Genomic DNA, 22,578 nt, shown 5'->3' with positions numbered 1-22,578 from the left:
GGACCACACCGGGGGGCTTGAATCAAGCCCCCCAGGTGGCGCTACGCTTGAAGTGCGGGCGCGGCTAGGACTCGTAGAAGAACCGCACGCGAGCCGGCCGCCCGCGCGGATCGTCCTTCAAGGAGCACGTGATGCGATGCGTCGACTCGATCACGCCGTGCACCTCACGACGACGGATCGTCGTACAGCGCCACGTCCCATGCGGCGTGTGTCCCGTCCGGGTGCCCACCTTCGGCTTGCGCCGTCCCTCGTCGGTGACGTTGTCGATGAGGCCGCCGGCCTCCGCACAATTCGTGTGCCCGTCGTAGCTGACACTCTGATAGTCGCCCACGCCGTACGTGTACTTGCACGCGTGTTTGAGGCCCGAATACGGCGCCGCACTCGCCACGCTGACCCAAACCATCGATGTCGCCGCGACCGCGCCGATGATGGCGCGGCCCCGCATATACCCGATCACAGACACCAATGTAGGACCGTTGACCGGCGCTCGAGCAAGCGCCGGATCGACGACGCCAACGATCCGCTCCTTCTGGGAGGCTCACCCACTCATGAGCGCGACGACGACTCTCTGGCGGCCTGTCGGCCAGCGCGAGCTCGAGCTGATCGCCGAGAGTGGCTGGAAGCGCTTTCCGCCGCGTCTGACCGGTCAGCCGATCTTCTATCCCGTCCTCAACGAGGAGTACGCGACCAAGATCGCGCGCGACTGGAACGCGAAGGACGCGGGCTCGGGCCGCGTCGGGCACGTGCTCCGCTTCGAGGTCGAGGCCGAGTACCTCGCGCGGTTCCCGCCACAGAGGGTCGGCGGCGCCGGGATCGACGAGCTGTGGTTCCCCGCCGAGCAGCTCGAGGAGTTCAACGACCACATCGTCGGGGAGATCGCGCTGACCGCGACGTATCGAGCGGACGGCTGAGGGCGCTACCGGCGGCGTGGCCGGCCGGCCGTGCAGGCGGGCGCCGGCGCCGCGCCGATCGCGCGCTAGCGTTCACCTCCCGTGACGCGCGCGCTGTTGTTCGACCTCGATGACACGCTGATGGTCGAGGAGCCCGCGGCCGTCGCGGCGTTCGACGCGACCGCACGTGCCGCCGCTGCCGCCGCGCGCCATGACGTCGACGCCGCGGCGTTGGCGCTCGCCGCGCGTGCCCGTGCCCGCGAGCTGTGGTACGCGGCGCCGACCCATCCGTTCTGCCGGCGGGTCGGCATCAGCTCGTGGGAGGGTCTGTGGTGCCGGTTCGAGGGAGAAGCGCCGGACGTGCGCGCCCTGCGGACCTGGGCTCCGACGTACCGCCGCGAGGCCTGGAGGCTCGCGCTCGCCGACCAAGGCATCGACGACAGCTCGCTGGCCGCCGAGCTCGGCGACCGGTTCATCACCGAGCGCCGCGCACGCCACCAGGTCTTCGACGACGTCACGCCCACGCTCGACGACCTGCGCGAGTCCTACGCGCTCGCGCTCGTCACGAACGGCGCCTCGTGCCTGCAGCGCGACAAGCTCGCCGCCTCGGGGCTGAGCCACTACTTCGACGCGGTGGTCGTGTCGGGCGATCTCGGCGTCGCCAAGCCCGACGCCGCGGTGTTCACCCACGCACGGACACGGCTCAACGCGACCAGCGGCGCCACGACGATGATCGGCGACAGCCTCACGCGCGACGTGGACGGGGCACGAGCCGCCGGCCTCAACGCGATCTGGCTCAACCGCTCGAACCGCACCACCGACCGCTCCGACGTCGTCGTCGAGATCTCGTCGCTGACCGCGCTGGGATCGGTCCTGAGCGATCAGCCGTAGCGGCTGCCCACGTGCCGCGGGAGCCCGTCGTCCGGGATCGGCTCCCACGGCGCGGCGGAACCGACCCACGACCGCACCGTCGGGCGGACGCCCGGGTCGTCGTCGAAGGTCCCCATGCGCACGCCGATCCACTCGGGATGCTTGTCGTTGCGCGCGAAGACGGAGGACCCGCAGACGCTGCAGAACCACTTCTCGCCGCCGTCGTCGGGCTTCCAGCAGCGCAGGACGTCGTCGCCCGCGACCACGACGAACGCGTCGGCCGCGGCGTGGGCGCTCGGCGAGGCCGCCGCGCCCGACCTGCGCTGGCAGCGTCGGCAATGGCAGTAGCTCGCGCCCAGCAACGCCGCCGTCACCTCGTACCGCACCGCTCCGCAGTTGCAACCACCGGTGATGGGAAGCATCGCTCCATCATCCCCCCTCAAAGCCCGATCTCGTCCGCCCGAGCGCGCGCCCGGAGCTCGGAACGGGAGCGGAGCTTGAGCTTGGCGTAGATCTTCCCGAGGTGGAACTCGACGGTCTTGGTGGAGATCATCAGCTCGCCGGAGACCTCGCGGTTGGTCATGCCGGACACGACCAGCCGCGCGACCGCGAGCTCCTGCGGGGTCAACGCGGCGTAGTCGCGGCTGCTGCGGGCGGCCGGAGCGAGCCCGCACGCGGTCAGCTCCTGCTCGCACCGCTTGACCGCCGGAGCGGCGCGGCACCCGAGCAGCCGCGCGTGCGCGGCGGTGAGCAGCGAGGCGGCCGCGCGGCGCTCCCCCACGCGCCGTCGCACCTGGCCCTCGGTCAGCTCGACCAGCGCGAGCTCGTACGGGACGCCGAGCGGCTCCAGCAGCGAGCGCGCGCGCACCAACGACTCGAGCGCAGCGCCGGCTTCACCCCGCGCGAATGCCAGCCGCGCACCGGCGTGCGTCAGCTGCGCCTCCAGCACCGGGTTCGCCCGACGCCGCGCCGACTCCAGCGCTCCCGCGATCCACGCCTCGCCGCGCCCGAGGTCCACGAGCGCGTGCGCCTTCAACCCCTGATACGGCAGGAACGCCGGATCGTGGACGCCGTCGCCGCCAAGTGCCTCCAACCGATCGAGCGCCTCCACCACGTCCGCGGGACGTTCGCGCGCCGCGGCAAGCCCAGCGGCAGCGACGAGCGACGCGGCGATGTGCCGCTCGAACGTCGGCGTCTGCTGCGCGATCGCCTCGACATGGGCGGCCGCGACCGCGAGGTCGCCGCGCGCGGCCGGCACGAGCCCGGCGCGCCAGTGCGCCTGCGCGATCACCCACTGGTCGTCGGACTCGACCGCGAGCGCGATCGCGCGCTCTCCGGCGACGACGGCGTCGTCCCACTCGCCGGCGAGGTACCGCACCCGCGTGAGCCCCGACAGCGACAGCGCGGCGACGACGAGCAGCCCGCGACGCAGGCTCTCCGCCGCCGAGGTCTCGAACGCCGCCCGAGCGCCGAAGATGTCACCCTCCGCGAGCAGCAGGAAGCCCTTGATGGCGAGCAGGATGTAGCCGCCTGCCCGCTCCGGGGTCAACGGGTCGTCCAGCCAGCGATCGAGGGCGGCGTGGGCGCCCGCACGATCGCCGCTGTAGCTCTTGCCGATCGCCAGCGACGGAGCGACGAGCAGACCGAGGCCGCGATCGTCCGGCGCGAGCGCGACCGCGCGCTCCGCCCACTCGACGGCCGAGCCGCCCCGCAACCGCGAAGCGGCGAGGAACGCCGTGCGCATCGCGATCACCGCCGACCGTCGATCGCCCCTCCACGCCCGTGTCAACAGCCGCTGCGCCTCGGCGACGTCACCGGCGAAGATCGCCAGATAGGCGAGCACGCTGTCGCGGCGCGGGCCGTCCGCGAACTCCGCCCCCGAAGCGAGCCTGCGGGCGGCCGCCCCGTCACCGGAGTACATCGTGGCCTCGATCGCGTCCAGCGCGAGCCGCTCGCGCTCACCGGGGTCCGGGCTCAGGCGGCTGGCCGCGATCAGGCTCTCGATCGCGCCCGACCAGGCTCCACGTGCACGTTCCTCGCGAGCGTGCGCCTCGAGGTCGGCGACCAGCGACGGGTCCGGCAGCGTCGCGGCCTCGACCCGGTGACGGAGCGCCGCATGGGTGTCGGGAACCAGCGAGGCGGCGCGCACGTTCAGGGCCGCTCGACGCGCCGCCGGCAAGGCGTCGTAGACCGCGGCGCGCGCGAGCGGGTGCGTGAAGGAGAGTGCCGAGCCGTCGAACTCGACCATCTCCGTCTCGCACGCCGCATCGACCACGTCCAGCGGCGCATCCAGCGACGCCAGCGCGGCCGCGAGGTGCAGCGGCGCCCGCACGCCGATCACGGCCGCGGCCGACAACAGGTCCGCGACAGCGGGCGCGCAGCGGCCGAGCCGCTCGCGCACGAGCTCCGCGTATGAACGGGGAGCGGGCAGCGGCCGCGGCTCGTGCTGCCACGCCTCCTCGTCCCCGAGCGCGTGCAGGACGGCACGGACGTGCAACGGGTTGCCGCCGGTGTGCTCGCGCAGCCGCGAAGCCGCGTCCGCGGTGACACCGAAGCCGAGCGCGCCCGCGAGCGTGAGCACGTCGTCCGAGCCCAGCTCCGCGACGCGCAGCACGGCCGCGAGCTTCGTCCACCCGTCCGCCAGCACCGCAGCGGAACGGACGGCGAGGATGACGAGCGCGCGACAGCCCGTCAGCCGGCGCGCGGCGAACAGCAGCGCACGCAGCGAAGCGGCGTCGGCAAGGTGGGCGTCGTCGACGAACGCCACGCTCACCGTCTCCCGGCTGAGCACCTCCAACAGCTCGACGCCGACCGCGAGATGGCCTTCACCCAGCACCGCGACCCGCGCGTGCGCGGCGCGCAGGAACTGGTCCGCGAGCGCGAACTCGATGTCGGTCTCCGTCGCGTCGCCGCTCGCCCGCACGACGTGCGCATCGTCGAGCCCCGAGAGGAAGCGCTCGATCAGCGTCGTCTTGCCGATCCCGCTCTCACCCTCGACGATCAGCGTCCGTGACCGGCCGTCCGCCGCGTCGGCGAACGCCTGCTGCAGCACGTCGAGCTCGCGGACGCGGTTGACGAAGACGGTCACGGCCATCACTTGTACAACTCATGCGCTCAGGTCCCGGACCGTCACGCCGTCGACGCGCAGCCGCCGCGCGTCCTCGCCGTGGAGCTGGTCGGCCAGGACGAGCGAGATCTGCGAGAGCGGCGCGATCGTGTGCTTGCCATGGGTCGCGAGCTTTGAGGCGTCGAGCAGCAGGACCGGCTCGCGCGCCTGCTCGATCATCGCCCGCTTGACCGCCGCCTCCAGGCCGTCCGCGTCCGTCAGGATGCGGTGGCGGGCGATGCCGGTCACGCTCAGGAACGCGCGATCGACGAAGTGCTCGCGGATCATCCGGACCGCCGACGGGCCGACGAAGGAGCCGGTGAGCCGCCGGTGCGCGCCGCCGACGACGTACAGCTCGATCTGCGGGTCGTCACAGGCGGTCAGTACCTGCATCACCGGACCGCTGTTGGTGAGCACGCGCACGGCGGTCCCTCCCTCGGCGATCCGCCGCGCGAGGAAGAACGCCGTCGAGGACGAGTCCAGGAAGAGCGTCTCGTGCGGCTGCAGCAGCGCGAACGCCGCGTCGGCGATGCGCAGCTTCGCCTCGGCGGCGACGCCGACCCGCTTGATGAACGAGTCCTCGGGCGCGGCCAGCGACGGCAGGACGGCGCCGCCGTGGGTCCGGCGTGCGCTGCCCTGCCGCTCGAGGACGTCGAGGTCCCGCCGTGCGGTCATGGGCGAGACGCCGAAGCGCGCCTGTAGCTGGCCGACGGTGACCGCACCCGTCTCCAGCAGCAGTGACCTGATCTGCTCGCGGCGCGCTTCGGCGATCATCACGGCGTGGTCGTCGACAACGTGAACGTCAGCGTCTTCGAGTACGCCCCTGTGCGCAGCGCGTCGGTGGCACCGATGTGCTGCGCGAACGTGATCGTCACCGGGTCGTTGGAGACCGGAGCCGTCCAGCTCGCCTTGCTGAAGGACACCCGCAGCGCCTCGGGCAACGCGAACGCGCCGTTGGTCAGGTGGCCGGGGTCGCTCACGCTGAGCGCCGCGTCACCCGCGGTCGAGACCACGTTGGCCGTCGTCGCGGCGGTGTAGTCCTTCGCCACGCCCGGCGTGAACGGGCCGAAGCTCGCCGGAGCGCCGAGCGTGAGGCTCAGCGTTGCGGGGACGCTGCCGCCGACCGTCCCCGGCACGTCCGTGGTGACGGTGCCGAAGGCGAACGTGTGCGCGCCGGCGATGCCGGAGAACTCGACCGCACCGTCACGCTCCACAGCGCTGACGCCCTGCGGGGCGCCGTCCTGCCACACGACCGTGCCGTCCATCGCGATCGTGCGCGAGCGGCCGAACAGCGGGACGCGCACCGTGCCCGACGTGCCCTGCGGCGCGTCCACCGTGAGCGTGAACGAGCCGTTGCCCCGCGCCCACCGCGACACGATCGGACCCTGCGGCGTCGGGACGGTGCCCTGCGCCCACTGCAGGTCACCGGGCTGCGGCGCGACACGCCACGTCCTGAAGCCGGCCGTCACCGGCTGGACGCCGAGCACGTAGTGGCTCAACGCGGGCGTGGGAGCCGTGGCCCAGCCGTGCGAGAGGCTCGCGTTGGCATCGACGTCGGTGCCGTCGCGGTTGAGCTTCTCCCACATCGCCCCCGTGTACCACGGTCCGTTCGCGTCCGTCATCTGGTCCCACAGCAGGTGCGTGAGGTCCAGTGCGCCCTGCGTGTCACCGGCGGCGAAGCGGGCGTCGAGCTCCTTGCCGGTCACGAACGGGCTGATCACCGTCGAGTAGTTCGCGTCCGCGGAGTACGGCTGCGGCCCGAACGGCTCCCACAGGTTGGTCCGCAGCCAGCTGAGGATGCCGGTGTGCGAGCTCGCGGGCGCGATGCCGAAGCTGATCGCCTCCGCGTTGGCGTCTTGCGGCACCGAGTTGCCAGGGTGGTTGGCGTTGTCGCGGTCGGCGAGTTTGTAGACGCCGCGGGTGGCATCGAACAGCGTCGCGTTGATGCGCTGCTTGAGGTCGGCCGCCTGCGCGGCGTAAGTGGCCGCGTCGGCCGTGTTGCCGAGCTCCGATGCCATGTACGCGGCGTCGGTCAGCGCCTTGTAGTAGATCGCGTTGTACGCGCTCACCGCGCCCGGCTTGCCGCCGTCATAGAAGTCCCAGTCACGTTCCGAGCTGTTGGAGATCAGCAGCCCGCTCGTGGGATCGACCAGCGCGCGGTTGTACGCCATCTGACGCTGCACGATCGCGTATTGGGAGCGCACGAAGTCCAGGTCGCCCGAGTACAGGTAGTACGACGCCAGGTTGAGCACGTAGTACATCGAGTAGCTCAGCGAGTAGAAGCCGCCCGCCGGCGGGTTGCGCGTCCAGTCCTGGATGTGGCCGAAGATCGAGCCGTTGGCCGCCTGGCTGGCGCCGAAGAGCTGGATCGAGCCCTTGATGTAGTCCGACCCCTTCGCGCCGAACCCGAGGCTCGAGAACATCGTCTTGCCCTGCAGATCCAGATCGCCCGACCACGGCCGCCGGTCGCGCTTGGCGCCGTCGAGGATCACCGGGATCGTCTGGTTCGGCACCGCGCCGATCGGCACCATGTTGGTGTCGTTGGTGTAGGCGCCCTGGTACCAGATCTTGTTCAGCTTGGAGTCGCTGGACAGGAAGTGGCCCACGTAGTCGCTCGCGCCCGCATTGGGGTAGCGGACGTGGATGCCGACCGCGCTCAACTGCAGCGTTCCCGGTGTCGTCAGCGTGAGCGACTGGAAACGCTCGCCGCCCTGGATCGCGTTCGCCGCGTTGCCGAGCGTCCCCGGCGCGGAGAACACCCAGTTCTCGGCGCGGCTCGCGGCCACGCCCACGCCGTTGAACCCGTTGGCATCGCCCGAGAGCGTGCCCGGGGTGCCGCGCACGCTGGTGCCCGCCGGCTGCGCGGCAGTGAGCGGCGCGGAGATCGTGATCCCGGTGCCGGGGCCGATCACGGGGGCGCCGCTCGCGTGGGCCGCGGTGAGCGCCGGCGCGAACGTGACGCCCGTGCCGAGGTCCTGGACCGCGGCGCCGGAGGCGTGTGCGTTCGCCAGCGGAGCGGCGAGGGTCACGCCGGTTCCGGTGGCGCCGCTGGTGCCGACGGCCTGGATGGTGCCCGACTCGCCGTCGACGACGATCGGATCGCCCGCCGCCATCCCGGTCACGCTCGCGACCTTGACGTTGGTCGCGCCCGCGGCCGTGGCGGCCGAGAGCGTCGTCGCGCGGCCCTGCGTGCCGACGGCCGAGATCGTCACGCTCTCGCCATCGACGAGTAGCGTGTCGCCCGCGGCCAGGCCGGTCGTGGCGGCGACCTTGACGTTGGTGGCACCGGCGGCGGCCGCCGCGAACAGCGTCGTCGAGCGCGCCTGCGTCCCGACCGCGCTGATCGTCGCGGTCTGTGAGCCGATCTGAAGCGTGTCGCCGACGATGAAGTTGCCGACGCCGGCGACCTTGAGGTTGGTGTCACCCGCCGCGGCGGGCAGCGTCAGGGTCGTGTTCCCCGCCGTGTAGAGGAACTGGCGGGTCTCGCTGTAGGCGCTGCGCAAGGTCACCGACGTGCCGGTGGCCGGCGTGACCGCGCCCGCCGTGAAGAACGGCAGGCCGCCGACCTCGCGCCCGTAGTCGAGGATGATCACCGGCGCCTGACCGCCGGCCGTGTAGGTCAGGGTGGCGGGTCCCTTCGACGCGTCGACCAGACCCTCCGCGTTGGTGACCGAGCCGGACACCGAAGCGATCCGCACCGGTGTCACATCCGCGGTGCCCGTACCGAGCACGTAGCTCTTCCAGGCCGCGTTCTCAGGGATCGGCGTGCGCGACAACTCGACCGGGCCTTGGGCGTGCGCCGGCGACGCCGCGACCAGACCCGCCAGCGCGACCGCCAACCAGGCGGCTGCTGATGAAGCCTTCACAAACTCTCCTCGCGTTGTGTTCGGCTGCGGTCGCCTGCGTCGTGTTTCCGTCCCGACTCGACCAGAACAGCCCCCAAGCGAAGGTTCTACAGGCCAAATCGCGCGTTCGCGCCGGGGCTTTTCCCTAGTCTCGCGTTCCGGCGACGCGCCGGAAGTGCTCGGCGACGCCGGCCCAGCCCAGAGACGCCGTGTGCCCTCGGCGCGATCGGTGACCAGGCCCGAGTCCTTGGTCATGAACGGCACGACAGAAGATCCGTGGACGCTCAAGACCCCGCCCGGCTCGCGGCTGGTACCGGCTGCGCACGGGCTACCGCGGTCGGTTCAGGATGCACGTCCCGCCGGTGCTCGAGGAGCCCGGGCTCGCCGAGGTCGGGCACAACGCCCGCAACAACCGGATGCGCGTTACCCCGCGACCTTGTGGTGTTTGATCGCGGCCTTCCCGGCCGCGATCAGCAGCGCGTCGTTGGCCCCTTCGCCGATCTGCGTCTGCGGCGCGTCGCGGCGCAGACGCGTGAGCTCGGAGCCGCCGGTGTAGGAGCGGCTCGCAGCGAGGCGCGATGCCAGCTCGACCGCCCAGACCGCGCTCTCGGAGGCCGTCGTCTTGGCGGCGGTGGCGCGCTCGGCCGCGTCCGGCTCGCCGGCGTCGATCGCCTCGGCGGCGCGGCGCACCGCGGCCTCGACCACCAGTTGGCGCCCGCGGATCTCGCCGATGCGCAGCTGGGTGTGGCTGTGGTCACCGAGCACGCCGCGGCCGATCCCGCGGCCGGTGGCCTCGTCGAGCGCGCACGCCAGCGCCCGGTCGATGACCCCCAGCCCGCGGCACGCGACGTTGACCCGCCCGACCGCCAGCACGTCCAGCATCTGCCGCGCGCCCTGTCCCTCGCCGGCGTCTCCGCCGAGGATCTCGGCGCCGCGCGCGTGGTGGCCCTCGAATCGCCACGCCGCGGACTCCACCCCGCGGTAGCCGAGCTTCTCCAACGGCTCGACCGTCCAGGTCGCGCTGCCGCGACCCTCTGCCGGCAGCAGGATGCACGACGGCCGCAGCCGCCCTTTGACGGTGGCGAGCATGAACGCGAGCGGGAACGAGAACCCGCCGGCGATCCAGCGCTTGCGGCCGGTGATCACGAGGCCGTCGCCGGCCGGCTCGACCCACGTCTCGATCCGGCGCAGATCGCTCCCCGCGCCCGGCTCGGTGATCGAGAACGACGCCCACACGTCACCCGCGGCGATGCCCGGCAGCCAGCGCTCCCGCTGGGCCTCGGTCCCGTAGCGGACGAGCAGCTCGGTGGCCAGCGCCGTCGTGTTCACCGCGCCCGTGATCGAGATCCACCCCTGCGCGAGGGTCCGCCAGACATCGACCATGACGGCCACTTCGACCGCGCGGCCGCCGTACGCCTCGGGCACGAGCGCCCCTGGGACGCCGAGCTCCCCCAGCCGTGCGAGCACCTCCTCGGGCAGCACGTCCTCCTCGTCCCAGCGCTCGACGTTCGGCAGCACGACGTCGTCGACGAGCCGGCGGACGGCGTCGAGCATCGGCGATGAGGAGCGGTCGGACACGTGCTGGCGACCGAGGCTAGGGACTTCCGGGAGCTCGGGCAAAGTCCATAAAATCGATCGTATTTGATAATTTCGCTCCTTCCCGATCCCTGACGGAGGGGGTTCTCTGATGTCACGTTCGCGCACGGCCACGGGCTGCGTCGTGGTCGCACTCGGCTTCTCGGTGGCGGCATGCGGCGACGACGGCAACGACGACGCTTCGACGGGCGGGTCCGGAAGCGACTCGGCCAAGACGGCCGCGAAGTCGGTCACGGTCTACTCCTCGTTCCCGCTCCAGGGCGCGGGGCGGGCGCAGTCCGAGGCGGCGGTCAACGGCGCCAAGCTGGCGCTCGAGCAGGCGGGCGGGAAGGCGGGTGACATCAGCGTCACGTACACCCCGCTGGACGACGCGACCGCGCAGGCGGCCAACTGGACGCCGGAGCAGACCTCGGCGAACGCGCGCAAGGCGGCGCAGGACAAGTCGACCGCGGCCTACATCGGCGAGTTCAACTCGGGCGCAAGCGCCGTGTCGATCCCGATCCTCAACGAGGCCGGCATCGCGCAGATCAGCCCGTCCAACACCGCCGTCGGCCTCACGACGGACGAGCCCGGTGCCAATCCCGGCGAGCCGGACAAGTACTACCCGACCGGGACGCGGACGTTCACTCGCATCGTCCCGAAGGACACGATCCAGGGCGCCGCGCTGGCGACGCTGATGAAGGAGGACGGCTGCACGAAGGTGCAGCTGCTCAACGACAAGGAGGTCTACGGCGCCGGCCTGGCCAAGAACATCCAGTCCTCGGCCGAGGCGCAGGGCCTGACCATCACCTCCAACGAGGCGACCGACAAGAACGCGGCCAACTACCGCTCGCTGGCGCAGAAGGCCAAGACCGCGGGTGCGGACTGCATGGTGTTCTCCGGGATCACGGCCAACAACGCGGCGCAGATCTTCAAGGACTTCGCCGCCGCGCTGCCGACCGCCAAGCTCTACGGCCCCGACGGCGTCGCCGACTCGGGGTTCGCCAGCCCGAAGGAAGGCATCCCCGCCGACGTGGCCAAGCGCACCAAGGTCACGATCGCGACGCTCTCGCCCGACCAGTACCCGCCCGAGGGGCAGGAGTTCTTCAAGACCTACACGGAGAAGTACGGCGAGCAGAACCCCGACCCGTACGCGATCTACGGCTACGAGACGATGGCGCTCGCCCTCGACGCGATCACGCGCTCCAAGACCGGCGAGAAGGCCGACGTCGTCAAGGCGCTCTTCGCCACCAAGGACCGCAAGTCTGTGCTGGGCACCTACTCGATCGACGCCAACGGTGACACCTCGCTCACCGACTACGGCATCTACTCGATCGCCGACGGCAATCTGAAGTTCGACAAGACGATCAAGGCACAGGGCTCCTAGCTTCGCGGCTGAGACCGCGAGCGTACTCCGGCACGACCGTGACCTCGGTGACGCGGTCGTGCCCGACCCGGTCCGCATGCTGACCGCGCTGCGGACTCATCCGGCGGGTGCAACGTCGCGATCGCCTTTGCAGGGCTCAGCGTTCGGGCGCGCCCTCGATGCGGACAGCCCTCGGCGGCTGACCGTCGGCGGCGACTTCCAGCGCTCTCAGGTGGTCAGCTCGCCGCGTGCTCACGCGAACGTCACATGTCGCACCCGGCTGCAATCGCGTGCAGCTTTCGGCCGTGACCACCCTCGCTCCCAAGCGTCTGGCGACGGTGACCGCATCAACGTTGAGCGGCTCCTCGGACCGGTTGCGCAGCGTCACGATCGCCTCGTCGTTGTCTCGCGACGCCACGGCGGCCGACAGAGGTATCGCTCGCGCCGAGCGAGGGACCAAGCTCCCGCCGAGGACGAGAACCGAGAGGACCGCGGCACTGGCGAGCATGCTCGCGACCGCCACGCCGGCCGTCGCGACTCGGCCGCGTCCGCCGTGACCGGCCGGGACCGCCACGGCGGCACCGATCCCCATGGGGCGCCGTCGCCGCGACACGCGCAACCGGCGCCCGGGCCGCGCGCCCGCCACGGTGAGGTTCTGCAAGGTGGTGGCGGCGCCGCTTTCATCGCCGTCGCGTTCGCGCATCGCGTACGCGCGGCGAAGGTCGCGAATCGCTTGCCGCCGGTCGCCCAGGCACAGCGCGCGCGTCCCGACCTGGTGCAGGAACCAGGCCTCGGCGGATGCGTTGCGGGACTGGCGCGCCACGTCCCGCCCGGCACGGAGCGCCAGCTCCCAGGCCGCCCAGCGTCCCGCCGGGAAGAGCGCGGCGTCGAGCGCGCGGGCGATGCGCAGCGCCTCGCGCGGCCGTCGGCGCTGCTTGACGGCGAGCCCGAGTGCGGCGCCGAGCAACGGCGCGTCCGAGACGACCAGGTCCGTGTGCTCGCGGTGCTCGTGCGCCCACCCGCCGAGGTACTCGAGCGCTTCGTCGAGCGGGTACGAGTCCGCCACCCTCGAGCGAGCCGGGAGCCGCCCCTCGCACAGCGAGTAGACCGGGCTGTGCGCTTCGATTATGCCGCGTTCCTCCAACGACTCCACCACAGCTGCTGGGTCGTCCAACTGCGCGAGAACGGCGAAGTGGCGGAGGTGCACCGGACAGCCGAACCGTTCGAGCATGCCGACCACGCGCAACTGCTCCTCGTTGAGTCGATGAAGGAGCTTCTCGGAGAGCCATTGGCGGGCCGGGCCTTCAGCGCCCGCGGCACGCGCGGCCGCGAACAGCTCGTTCGTCGTCGTGACGCCGTCCTTGACAAGCCCGGCCGCGCGTTGAATGTGCCACGGGAACCCGCCCAGCAGCTCGCAGAGTGTGCGCGCGTCGTCGCATTCCTCCGGCGAGAGCGACCCGCCCATCTCCTCCTCGAACAGTGCCAGCGCTGCGTCGGCGTCCAGACCTGACAGCGTTTGTGAGCGCAGCCCGCGCCCCCGCAGCACCCGCCGGCGCGACGTGATCACGACCGCGCACTGAGAGGCCGCGTCGAGGAGCGCATGGACCTCATCCTCGTTGAAGGGCGGCTGGTCGAGCAGCACCACTGCCTGGACATCCGCGAGCAGCTCGTCGCACAGGTCGGGCGTGATGACGTACGGTCGCCCGTCGCTCTCCCAGAAGTGGTGCACCAACGCCGTCAGAACGTCGTCGAGCGGCCCAGCCGCGGGCTTTACGACCGGCGGTCCCGAATCACCGACGTGCTTCGCGACCGAGCGCAGCAGCGCGGTCTTCCCGACCCCCGGCTCGCCGGCGAACTCGACGACCTGGCGAGCCTGGATGGTCCGCTCCGCGACCGCCAATTCGGGGTCGCGTCCGACGAGGTGAACGTAGCGCGGACGCCACGAGGTGCTGGACCGGGGCCGGAGCTCCACCGCACCGTCACGACCCTCGACGTAGCGCGACAGCGCAAGCCCATCAGGGCCGGCGACGGCCGTGTATTCGCTGCCTACGCGCAGGGCTGGTCCAGCGGGGGCGTACATCGTCGGATCCAGGCCTTGTCCTACCTCCATCGAGTGGGACATGTCAAGCAGTCGAGACCTTCTCGCACACCGAAATAGGATTCGCGAATGTTCATGACCGCTGCTGCAACGGTGACCCCGATCCAAGCAGCGCTCATCGGCGCGTGCGGCGCCATCATCGGCGGCCTGCTCACCGTGACCGCGAATCTGCTCCTGGACTCGCGTAAGGCATCACGCGAGCGCGCCACCGAGCGCCGCGGGACCGAGCGCGAGGTGCGGCGCGCTTCGCGACTGGTCGCCGACGACCTCGTCGACGCCGCGCAGGCCCTAGGGGCGGCGATCAACGCGGAGCACTATCCGCCCGACAACCGCCTACTGCGCGGCTCGGCGTGGGCGGAGGGCCGCGCGGTCCTGGCCGCCGAGCTGCCTGACGCCGCGTGGGCGCATACCTGTGCGGCCCACGAGCACCTCCGTCGAATCGAGCGTCTCGTCGCCGAACGCGCCCGGCGCCGCCCCGCGGGAGCGCCGATTCCGGTCCTTCCCGAGGACGACCTGCTCGATGCGCGCGCCGCAATCGACCTGGGACTCCGGACGCTGCGCGGGCTCGTCCCGCCGTGACGCGCGTCAGCTCACGGGCTCGTCGTGGCGAGCGTGAACGTGAGCGTCTTGCTGGAGGCACCGACGTGCTGCGGACCGGCACGTACACCAAGGCGCTCGCCTACACCCCGTCCACCACCCCTGTCAGGCCGCTGGATCGATGCACCCCACCAACGTGCCAACTCGAACAGTGCGAGGGTGTTCGAGGCACGGCAACCTGGCCGGAATTCGACCGAACCGATCACCCGCTGTCGCCGGAGAGCGCGGCGAGCCTCGCCGCGCTCACGGCGTCCATCGGGAGGAACGTCTCGATCGCGAGGTTGGCGGCGGTGACGTCGAGCGGGGCGCCGAGGGTGGCGATGACCGTGAACAGCTCCACCTCGCCGACGCGGGTCTGGAGCTTGAGCGAGACCACCGGCTGGGTGGCGGGCGCGACCGGCGGCTCGTCGGGGAGGTAGGACTCGACCTCTTCGATGAGCTCGGCGAGGGCGGGATCGGCGTCGTCGCGGCTCCTGCGCTTGAGCCGGTGGATCAGCGGCGCGTTGCACGCCGCGGTCATGGACGAGATCCGCGGGAGGCCGCCCGGGTGGACGCCGAGGCGCAGCAGGTTGATCGGTGGCTCGAGGAGCTCCGGGTCGACGCCGTCCCAGAGCAGCGACGCGGCCCGGTTGGACTCGATCAGGTTCCAGAGACCGTCGACGATCAAGGCCGGGTTCGGCTCGTGCGCCGCGAGCAGCCGCGCGAGCGACTCACGCAGCGGCTGCATCACCTCGCCGTCGTACGGCAGCGCCAGATAGGGCGGCGCGAAGCCACCCGCGAGCAGCAGCCGGTTGCGCTCGCCGATCGGCAGATCGAGGTGCTGGGCGAGGTGGACGAGCAGCTGGCGGCTCGGGGCGGAGCGGCCGGTCTCGACGAAGCTCAGGTGCTTGGTCGAGACGTTCGCGTCCAGCGACAGCTCGAGCTGGCTGAGACCGCGGCGCGTGCGCCAGAACCGGATCAGCTCGCCGGCGGTCTCAGGCTCCCGCTCGGTCTGGACGGCCACCCGCATGAACTTACACGAGAGGTAATCGACGCCCGGCGCCTGGTCGGCGACCGTTGCCGCATGACGCACACACATGAGCTGATCGAGCAGTACATCGCCCTCTGGAACGAGCCCGATGCCGACCGGCGCCGGCGGATGGTCGCCGAGCTGTTCACGGAGGACGGGCGCTACATCCTGCAGCCGCCGGACGAGGTCCGCGCGATCGCGGCGCGGCCCGGGATCGGCCTGTCGGCGCACCTCGAGGCGCGCGGCCATGAGCAGGTCCTCGCTCGCGCGACGAGCGCCTACGAGCACTGGGTCGGCTCCGAGGGGATGACCTTCCGCGGCCGCGACGACGCGGACCGCGTGGGCGACGTCGTCAAGTTCCACTGGGAGGCCGTCGCGGGGGGCGAGGTGGTCGCCGTCGGGCTGAACTTCCTGGCCCTCGCCGCGGACGGCCGGATCGAGCGCGACTACGCGTTCGTGGTCGGATAGTCCGAGCGGCTCACGATCCCGGTCGCGATCGCACGCTTCGCGAGCCGCCGGCGCTGCGGCCGCTCGGTGATGTCGAACTTCCGCAACAGCCGGGTCATCCCGCGCTTGACGCCGTCCAGTGAGTAGTGGATGTCCTTGGCGATGTCCTCGTTGGTCATGGGCTCGTCCGCGCCCTCGAGCACGAGCGGCGCGCACAGCCGCTGCAGCACCAGCAGCTCGATCGCGGTGAGGTCGCCGCGGCCGACATGGCCGTCCGTGACCTGGGTCTCGCGCTCGTGGGCTTCGCCTGCGCGGAAGGCCACGATCGTCGCGCCGACGACGATCCGGTCCTCGTCGCGCAGGCGGCGCCTGCCAGACATGCGCTCACCCCCGACGTAGGTCCCGTTGCGTGAGAGCCCGTCGTCGACGATCAACCAGTCACCCCCGCGCCGGCCGACCTCGGCGTGCAGCCGCGAGACCTTGTCGTCCCACTCGAGCACGATCGTGCACGCCGCATTGGCGCCGATCGTGACATCGTCGGCGTCCTCTGGGTCGAGCTCGAAGATCCGCAGATCCCCCTCCGGGCCACGCCAGGCCAGGTACGGGGTGCCGCTGCGGTCGAGCTCGTTCCGGCGGACGAGCTCCTCGGGCGTGGACGTGTGCGGGTCGAACGGATCCATCTAGACCGGCTGCGTCGGCCGCGGGGCGGGATCGGGGTCGTCGTCGGCGTCATCGGCGGTCGGCTCGTCGGGGACGATGTCGAGCACCGCCTGGGTGAACGAGGTGGCGGCGCGGAAGCGCTCCGCCGGGTCGATCGCCATCGCCTGCTCGATCAGACCGTCGAGCGCGACGGGGAGGGTGGGGTTGACGTCCGACGCCTTCGGCCGCGCCTTGGTCGCGTGCGCGACCAGCACGTCGTCCTGGTCGACGAACGGGAACGGGGTCGATCCGGTCACGCAGTGGAACAGGACGGCGCCGAGGGCGTAGATGTCGGTCGCGTGCGAGAGGTCGCGGTTGGCGATCTGCTCCGGCGCCATGTAGGCGAACGTCCCCGCCTGTCCGCCCGCGACCGGCCCGCTGGCCGCGGGCGCGGCGATGCCGAAGTCCGTGAGGTACGGATGGCCGGGGTCCTCGTGGGCGAGCAGGATGTTCTCCGGCTTGATGTCACGGTGCACGATCCCGGCCCTGCCGATCTTGTCCAGCGCGCCCGCGATCCGGTGCAGCAGCGCCGCGGCCTCGCCGAGCTCCATCCGCCCGCGCTCGCGCAGCCGGTCGCGCAACGTGTACCCGTCGATCAGGCGCATCACGATGTACATGCTCCCGCCGTCGCCGCCGACGTGGTAGATCGGCACGACGTACGGGTGCTCGACCATCGCCGCGCTGCGGGCCTCGCGCAGGAACCGTGCGCGGTAGCCAGGGTTCAGCGCGTGCCGCTCGCGGATCACCTTGACCGCGACCTCGCGCTCCAGGTCCGGCTCCTTCGCCCGCCAGACGACCCCCATGCCACCGGACCCGATCGGGAGCTGCAGCTGGTAGCCGCCGACGAACTTGAGGTCGTAGACCTCGTCGCCCGGCTGGGACGAGACGACGCGCGAGATGAGCTCGGTCTCGCCGTCGGCGAAGCGCCGGCGCAGCTCGGTCAGGCGGCGGCGTTCCTCGGCGGACGCCCTCGCCCACAGCAGCGCGGTCGCCGTCGCCAGCGCCGCGGCGCCGGGCACGAACGCGACGACGTATCCCGCGTTGAACGCGAGCTGCGCGGCCACCGCCCAGAGGGCGATCGACGCGACGCCGGCGCCGAGCAGCTCGAGCGATCCCGCGCCGCTCCGGCGTCGGCCCAGTGCCAGCGCGACGAGCGGCATCAGCGCGGCGAGCAGCAGCGTCGTGGCGTTGCCGACCGTACGCAGCGGGAAGCCGTCGAGCGCGGTGGCGATCGCGTTGGCCTGCAGCTCGACGCCGTCCATCCGGCCGAACGGCGTGTCGTGCTGGTCGTGGAACTCGGGCGCGGTGACACCGATCACGACGACCTTCCCGCGCACGGACGCGGGGTCGAAGTTCCCGTCGTGAACGTCAGCGAACGACAGCGGGCGAAGCGTGCCCGCGGGCCCGCGGAAGTCGATCAGCGCACGCTCGTCGAACGCCATGCGGCGCCCGCTGAACGCCTTCGCCGCCGCGTACGCGAAGCTGTCGAGCGGACCGATCGCGGGCGTGAAGCGGATCCAGCTGCCCTCGTCCGTCACCGGCAGGCGGTTGATGTTCCCCGGCACGACGTCCGAGTCCGCGAAGTCCCCGATCCCGGCGATCAGGTCCTCCGGGGTCCCCTGGGAGTCGTACGCGTTGACGGCGAGGACCGTGTTCCTGGCGTCGAGTGCGGCGACGATGGCGTCATCCGGGTCGGGCTCGGTCACGCCCTTCAACACGAGGTCGTACGCGATCACCCGCGCGCCGGCGGCGGTGAGGTTGCGGACGACCGCCGCCTGTTGGTCGCGGGTCGGCGGCAGGCGCTCGCCGAACGCGCGTCCGGTGTCGGGATCGATCGCCACGATCGCGACGTCCGGCGCGGGCGCGCGGTCACCGCGGACCTGGTAGCGCCAGTCGACCGTCGTGTGCTCGACGCCGCGCGCCACCGCGTGCACGCCCGTTCCGACGAGGGCGGCGAGCACGCCCGCCAGCAGCATGAACCAGCCGCGCCTCATCCTCCGAGCCCCAGTCCCGCCTTGGCCAGCCGCGACCGCGCCCGCCACGGATCGGGATCGGCGATCCCGTACCACACGCACAGCTCACGCACGGCGTTGCGCGCCGCCACGATCGTCATCCCGAGCCGCTGCGCGAGCTCGGTGTCCGTGCACGGCAGCCCCCGCGGCTGCTCGCGCAGCGGGCGCGCGAGCTCCATCAGCAGCTGACGATGCAGCGGCGGCGCCCCGGGCGGCCGCGCGCGTGACCCGCGCCGCGGCGCGCGGAAGACCAGCTCGGCGTTCCCCAGCCGGACCCGGTCGCCGTCGCGCAGCGGCCGCGGCTCGCGGACGCGCTGACCGTTCACGAAGCACCCGTTGCGCGAGCGCCCGTCATCGGCCAGCACCCACCCCCGGCCCTCGCACGAGAGCTGCGCGTGGACGTGGGAGACGGTCGGATCGTCCAGCACGATGTCCGCCCCGGGTGCCCGGCCCATGAGCAGCGGCGCCGACTCCGGGCGCAACGCGACCCCGGAGATCGCACCCGGCGCGGTGAGGCTCGCAACGATTGACATCGACGTGTCCGGCGAACCTATCCAATGTGGATCCGTCGCGCAATCCGGCGCCTAGGGATGCCAGGCGGCCGAGGGCGGGAAGGACCGGGAGCCGGTGCGCAGCGTCGGGCACGAATCAGTGCCGATGCCGTGCTGGATCCAGTACTGGGCGGTACTGAACGCCTGCTGGTGCGTCATCGAGTAGTTGCAGGTCAGCACCCGGGGACGCAGGTTCACCCGCGGCGGGACCGACTGGTTGCGGATGTCGTTGAAGTAGCTCTCCTGAATGCCCTTCGAACGCTGCTTCTGGCTCACCTCGGTGGTCGAGATCACGGCCAGGTGGGCGTTCTGATTGACCGTGAGCCACCGCGCGAGCGCCGCCCCGCCGCCGATCTGGCGGTCGCAGGAGAGCTCGTCGTAGGTGCCGGGGTCGATCAGAAGCACGTAGTTGACCCGGCGCAGCTCGTCGTCGGATGCCGCCGCGAGGTAGCGCAGCACGCCCACGCGCCCGAGGCTCCAACCGGCGACGGTCGTGATCGGACGTCCACCCGCGGCCGAGCGGGCCGCCCCCGCGGCGCCGGGCGCGCAACCCGAGCTCCACCACGACCCCCGCGCGAGGCCCAGCGCCGAGCGGTCGTTCAGCTCGTGGCTGCCCGCCTCGTAAGGCGAGAAGTAGATCGAAGCCGGTGACGGCGCGGCGCTGATGGCGTACGCACTGTGCGCGGCGGCCAGGAGCGCCGGCGCGGTGAGGAGCAGCGCGATCGCGTGGCGAAAGCGCCTGGGAATCCCGACGAGTTGAGCGGACACGTCCCTAGCATCGACCCCCGCGGACCAGGTTATGCTGCGCATTGAGTGCACGTCGCGCACACCGTTCGTCTTGTTCGATTGCCGTGCGTGGGTGCAACCCTCGCCGCGGTGCTCCTGCTCGCCCTCGCCTTCGGCTCGCCCGCGGCCTCCGCGGCCGACCGGACCTACTGCAAGGCCGGCCACAAGCCGAAGGGCTGCATCCCGATCCCGAAGGCCGCGAAGCGGCCCAAGAACGCGCCCGACCAGGACGGCGCGCGCGGCCGCCCGATCGAGAGCGGCGGCGGCTACGGCGGCGGCCCGCGCCCGGCGGAGGATCGCGAGCGGGCGGTCGAGTGGGCGCGCGGGCGGATGGGCTCGACCCAGTACCCGTGGCGCTGCGAGCGGTTCGTCGAAGAGGCCTACGGCACGAAGGGACTCTTCGACACGGCGGCGATCGCCGCGAAGGCGATGGACCTCGAGCGCGGCTGGAAGAACATGAAGAAGGCGCCGCCTGGCGCGTTGCTGTACTTCAAGGCCGACAGCACCAACCGCAAGTACGGGCACGTCGGCCTCGCGCTCGGCAAGGGCAAGATGATCTCGGCGCTCAACCGGGTGACCGTGACCGACATCTCCCGCGGCCGCTATTGGAAGCACCTCTACCTCGGGTGGACCAACGCACCGGCGGACTGGCCCGGGCTCGACGAGAACGAGCTCGTGCCGCCGCCCAAGCCCGGGATCTCGGTGCAGATCACCGGTCCCGCGGCGGGCGCGACGCTGAGCGGGCAGGCGAACGTCTACGTGACGACGGCGGGCGACGTCGCGGCGGTCGGCCTGCGGGCGTACTACGCCTCGAACCCGCGCGACGCCACCACGCGCGCCTGGCATTTCCTGGGCAACGCCACGCCGATGAGCGCCCCGGGCGTGTGGGAGCTGGCGTTCGACAGCCGCACCATCCCCGACCAGAGCCAACCCGACTGGGGCACGGTCAAGATCGAGGCGATCGTCGTCGACGGCCAGGGCACGCAGACCGGGAACCGCGACGCGCGCGTGTTCGCGATCGACAACGTCACGCCGGTCTCCCCGGCTCCCACGCCCACCCCCACGAGCCCCGTGCCGACGCCCGGCGCCACGTACCCCGAGACCACGGGCGGGGTGACGCACACGTGGACGGACTACGCGAACGCGGGCGGCACCGAGGGCGCGACGATCGCGAGCAACCAGACCGTGAACGTCGCCTGCAAGGTGCAGGGCTTCCGCGTGGCCGACGGCAACACATGGTGGTACCGGATCGCGTCGGCGCCGTGGAACAACGGCTTCTACGCGTCAGCGGACGCGTTCTACAACAACGGCCAGACGAGCGGCAGCCTGCAGGGAACCCCGTTCGTGGACCCCGCCGTCCCGCTCTGCTGAGAGGTGCACGCGGCGTGCACCTGAGCTCCCTTGCCGGCCGTTCGGCCCGGCTCGATGCTGGGCGCATGGTTCGAGCAACGTTCATGACAGCGGCGCTGCTGTCGGCGGTCGTCGGGAGCGGTGTCGCCGAGGCGCGCGTGAAACCGCGCATCAAGGTCTCGCCGAACACGGTCGCCGCCGGCGAGCAGTTGACCGTCCGCCTCAGCGGCACCCAGCACCGCCGCTGCACGATCACGCTCCGCGCGGCGGTCAAGGGCGCCACGCCGATCGTCTCGACGCGGACCCGCGGGACCCGCGTGAAGCTCACGCTGCCCTCGACCGCGGCGATCGGCGTGAACATCGCCCGCGTCAAGTGCGGGTCCAAGGGCGCGAGCGCGAGCTTCGTCGTCGTCGCGCCGGTGCCGAGCGCGACGGCCGACCCGGTCTCCGAGCACCTCGACCTCACCGACAGCCTCCCGGAGGGCGTGGGCAACCCGGACGACTACGCGGTCTCCGGGCCCGCCAACGCGGGCGGCGCCGGGTTCGCGAGCTACTGGCCGCTCCCCCAGGGCTACGCCGCGACCTTCACCGAAGGCCCGGGCGGCGTGTTCTCGCACTCGACGGTCTACACGCGCGACGCGGTCGACCTGGGGATCGGAACCGGGACGGAGATCCGCGCCGGGTTCAACGGCGTCGTCGCCCGCGTCAGCCGAGGCTGCGTCGTCGGCAACAAGAGCTGTGGCAGCGGCTACGGCAACTACGTCTACCTCAAGGCGGGCGACGGGACGTGCGCGGTGATGGCGCACCTCTCGCGCGTCGACGTCGACCCTGGCGATCAGATCGCGCAGTACGCGCTGATCGGCCTGAGCGGAACGACCGGCAACTCGACCGGTCCACACCTGCACTACAGCCGGCTGGACTGCAACAACAACCGCAGCCTGCCGTGGGCGCCGATCGAAGGCGGCCCGCTCGGCGACGGCGCGCGCATCGTCTCCCAGAACCGCCCGGTGAGCGGCCCCACCACGACGCCCACCCCCACCCCGACCACCGCTCCGCCCCCGCCGGCCACCTGGGGCGAGACGACCGGCGGCGTCGCCCACACGTGGACGAACGCCGGCAACGCGGGCGGCACCGAAGGCCCGACCATCGCGGCCCACCAGACGGTCCAGATCGCCTGCCGCCTCCAGGGCTTCCGCGTCGCCGACGGCAACACCTGGTGGTACCGGATCGCCTCCGCCCCGTGGAACAACCGGTTCTATGTCAGCGCCGACGCCTTCTACAACAACGGCCAGACGAGCGGCAGCCTGGTCGGCACGCCCTTCGTCGATCCCGCGGTGGCGAACTGTTGACCCGTTGAAACCACGTGTCAACCCGCTG

Annotated in this window: 20 protein-coding genes; 8 read left to right on the top strand and 12 right to left on the bottom strand. The window is 71.7% G+C overall.

Translation table 11 applies throughout. The features are described 5' to 3' along the window. Positions 1-64 precede the first annotated feature (64 nt). Positions 65-445 (bottom strand): hypothetical protein, encoded by a 381-nt coding sequence (locus G569_RS0133910; protein ID WP_028066712.1) that lies wholly within the window; start codon positions 443-445, stop codon positions 65-67. Positions 446-548: 103 nt separating this feature from the next. Between G569_RS0133910 and G569_RS0133905 the strand changes: the two genes are divergently transcribed. Both G569_RS0133905 and G569_RS0133900 read left to right on the top strand, forming a co-directional pair. Further along, positions 549-911, top strand: coding sequence for a hypothetical protein (locus G569_RS0133905; RefSeq protein ID WP_028066711.1), 363 nt, complete (start codon positions 549-551; stop codon positions 909-911). Between the two features lie 81 nt (positions 912-992). After that, a complete protein-coding gene (locus G569_RS0133900; RefSeq protein ID WP_028066710.1) occupies positions 993-1,781 on the top strand; it encodes an HAD family hydrolase in 789 nt (262 codons plus the stop codon). Here G569_RS0133900 and G569_RS0133895 read toward each other — a convergent pair. Genes G569_RS0133895 through G569_RS0133880 form a run of 4 tightly spaced genes read right to left on the bottom strand, consistent with a single transcriptional unit; the run spans position 1,772 to position 8,732 of the window. Then, positions 1,772-2,182: a GFA family protein gene (locus tag G569_RS0133895; protein ID WP_028066709.1), complete on the bottom strand. Its 411-nt coding sequence runs from the start codon at positions 2,180-2,182 to the stop codon at positions 1,772-1,774. The genes G569_RS0133900 and G569_RS0133895 overlap by 10 nt on opposite strands. 17 nt (positions 2,183-2,199) lie before the next feature. Then, on the bottom strand, positions 2,200-4,848 hold the full coding sequence (locus tag G569_RS0133890; RefSeq protein ID WP_169542301.1) for a helix-turn-helix transcriptional regulator: 2,649 nt from the start codon (positions 4,846-4,848) through the stop codon (positions 2,200-2,202). Positions 4,849-4,866: 18 nt separating this feature from the next. After that, positions 4,867-5,640 carry a DeoR/GlpR family DNA-binding transcription regulator gene (locus G569_RS53820; protein ID WP_037501118.1) on the bottom strand — a complete coding sequence of 258 codons (774 nt, stop codon included), beginning with the start codon at positions 5,638-5,640 and terminating at the stop codon, positions 4,867-4,869. After that, complete coding sequence (locus G569_RS0133880; RefSeq protein WP_157592504.1) at positions 5,640-8,732, bottom strand: alpha-L-rhamnosidase C-terminal domain-containing protein; 3,093 nt, start codon at positions 8,730-8,732, stop codon at positions 5,640-5,642. The genes G569_RS53820 and G569_RS0133880 overlap by 1 nt, the downstream gene beginning before the upstream one ends. Positions 8,733-8,983: 251 nt before the next feature. Here G569_RS0133880 and G569_RS66570 point away from each other — a divergent pair, with 251 nt between their 5' ends. Next, a complete protein-coding gene (locus G569_RS66570; protein WP_371683504.1) occupies positions 8,984-9,160 on the top strand; it encodes a DUF6855 family protein in 177 nt (58 codons plus the stop codon). Here the strand turns inward: G569_RS66570 and G569_RS0133875 are convergent. Beyond that, positions 9,135-10,289 (bottom strand): acyl-CoA dehydrogenase family protein, encoded by a 1,155-nt coding sequence (locus G569_RS0133875; protein WP_028066706.1) that lies wholly within the window; start codon positions 10,287-10,289, stop codon positions 9,135-9,137. The two genes, G569_RS66570 and G569_RS0133875, sit on opposite strands and share 26 nt — an antisense overlap. Before the next feature lie 109 nt (positions 10,290-10,398). Between G569_RS0133875 and G569_RS53815 the strand changes: the two genes are divergently transcribed. Continuing rightward, a complete protein-coding gene (locus G569_RS53815) occupies positions 10,399-11,673 on the top strand; it encodes a branched-chain amino acid ABC transporter substrate-binding protein (protein WP_053227383.1) in 1,275 nt (424 codons plus the stop codon). A 136-nt stretch (positions 11,674-11,809) separates the two neighbouring features. On the opposite strand, the gene G569_RS0133865 is transcribed toward G569_RS53815, so the two are convergent. Continuing rightward, complete coding sequence (locus tag G569_RS0133865) at positions 11,810-13,858, bottom strand: ATP-binding protein (RefSeq protein WP_157592503.1); 2,049 nt, start codon at positions 13,856-13,858, stop codon at positions 11,810-11,812. On the opposite strand from G569_RS0133865, the gene G569_RS0133860 reads away from it, so the two are divergent. Further along, positions 13,826-14,329, top strand: a complete 504-nt coding sequence (locus tag G569_RS0133860; protein WP_157592502.1) for a hypothetical protein — start codon at positions 13,826-13,828, stop codon at positions 14,327-14,329. The genes G569_RS0133865 and G569_RS0133860 overlap by 33 nt on opposite strands. 220 nt (positions 14,330-14,549) lie before the next feature. On the opposite strand, the gene G569_RS0133855 is transcribed toward G569_RS0133860, so the two are convergent. Next, positions 14,550-15,350 carry a helix-turn-helix domain-containing protein gene (locus tag G569_RS0133855; protein WP_053227382.1) on the bottom strand — a complete coding sequence of 267 codons (801 nt, stop codon included), beginning with the start codon at positions 15,348-15,350 and terminating at the stop codon, positions 14,550-14,552. A 60-nt stretch (positions 15,351-15,410) separates the two neighbouring features. Between G569_RS0133855 and G569_RS0133850 the strand changes: the two genes are divergently transcribed. Then, positions 15,411-15,824 (top strand): hypothetical protein, encoded by a 414-nt coding sequence (locus tag G569_RS0133850; protein WP_028066702.1) that lies wholly within the window; start codon positions 15,411-15,413, stop codon positions 15,822-15,824. Here G569_RS0133850 and G569_RS0133845 read toward each other — a convergent pair. Genes G569_RS0133845 through G569_RS0133830 form a run of 4 tightly spaced genes read right to left on the bottom strand, consistent with a single transcriptional unit; the run spans position 15,803 to position 19,833 of the window. Beyond that, complete coding sequence (locus G569_RS0133845; protein WP_053227381.1) at positions 15,803-16,483, bottom strand: FHA domain-containing protein; 681 nt, start codon at positions 16,481-16,483, stop codon at positions 15,803-15,805. The genes G569_RS0133850 and G569_RS0133845 overlap by 22 nt on opposite strands. Next, on the bottom strand, positions 16,484-18,496 hold the full coding sequence (locus G569_RS59560; RefSeq protein WP_053227380.1) for a CHASE2 domain-containing serine/threonine-protein kinase: 2,013 nt from the start codon (positions 18,494-18,496) through the stop codon (positions 16,484-16,486). It abuts the gene before it with no gap. Further along, entirely contained in the window at positions 18,493-19,047 is a 555-nt protein-coding gene (locus G569_RS64910) for an FHA domain-containing protein (protein ID WP_053227379.1), read from the bottom strand. The genes G569_RS59560 and G569_RS64910 overlap by 4 nt, the downstream gene beginning before the upstream one ends. A 51-nt stretch (positions 19,048-19,098) precedes the next feature. Beyond that, positions 19,099-19,833, bottom strand: a complete 735-nt coding sequence (locus G569_RS0133830; RefSeq protein WP_028066700.1) for a hypothetical protein — start codon at positions 19,831-19,833, stop codon at positions 19,099-19,101. Between the two features lie 87 nt (positions 19,834-19,920). Here G569_RS0133830 and G569_RS63270 point away from each other — a divergent pair, with 87 nt between their 5' ends. Both G569_RS63270 and G569_RS59545 read left to right on the top strand, forming a co-directional pair. Further along, complete coding sequence (locus tag G569_RS63270; protein ID WP_157592501.1) at positions 19,921-21,222, top strand: NlpC/P60 family protein; 1,302 nt, start codon at positions 19,921-19,923, stop codon at positions 21,220-21,222. Positions 21,223-21,287: 65 nt separating this feature from the next. After that, complete coding sequence (locus tag G569_RS59545) at positions 21,288-22,550, top strand: M23 family metallopeptidase (RefSeq protein ID WP_169542300.1); 1,263 nt, start codon at positions 21,288-21,290, stop codon at positions 22,548-22,550. The last annotated feature ends 28 nt before the right edge of the window (positions 22,551-22,578 follow it).

Source organism: Solirubrobacter soli DSM 22325 (assembly GCF_000423665.1).
Lineage (GTDB): Bacteria > Actinomycetota > Thermoleophilia > Solirubrobacterales > Solirubrobacteraceae > Solirubrobacter > Solirubrobacter soli.
This window is presented reverse-complemented; position numbering and strand designations above follow the sequence as displayed.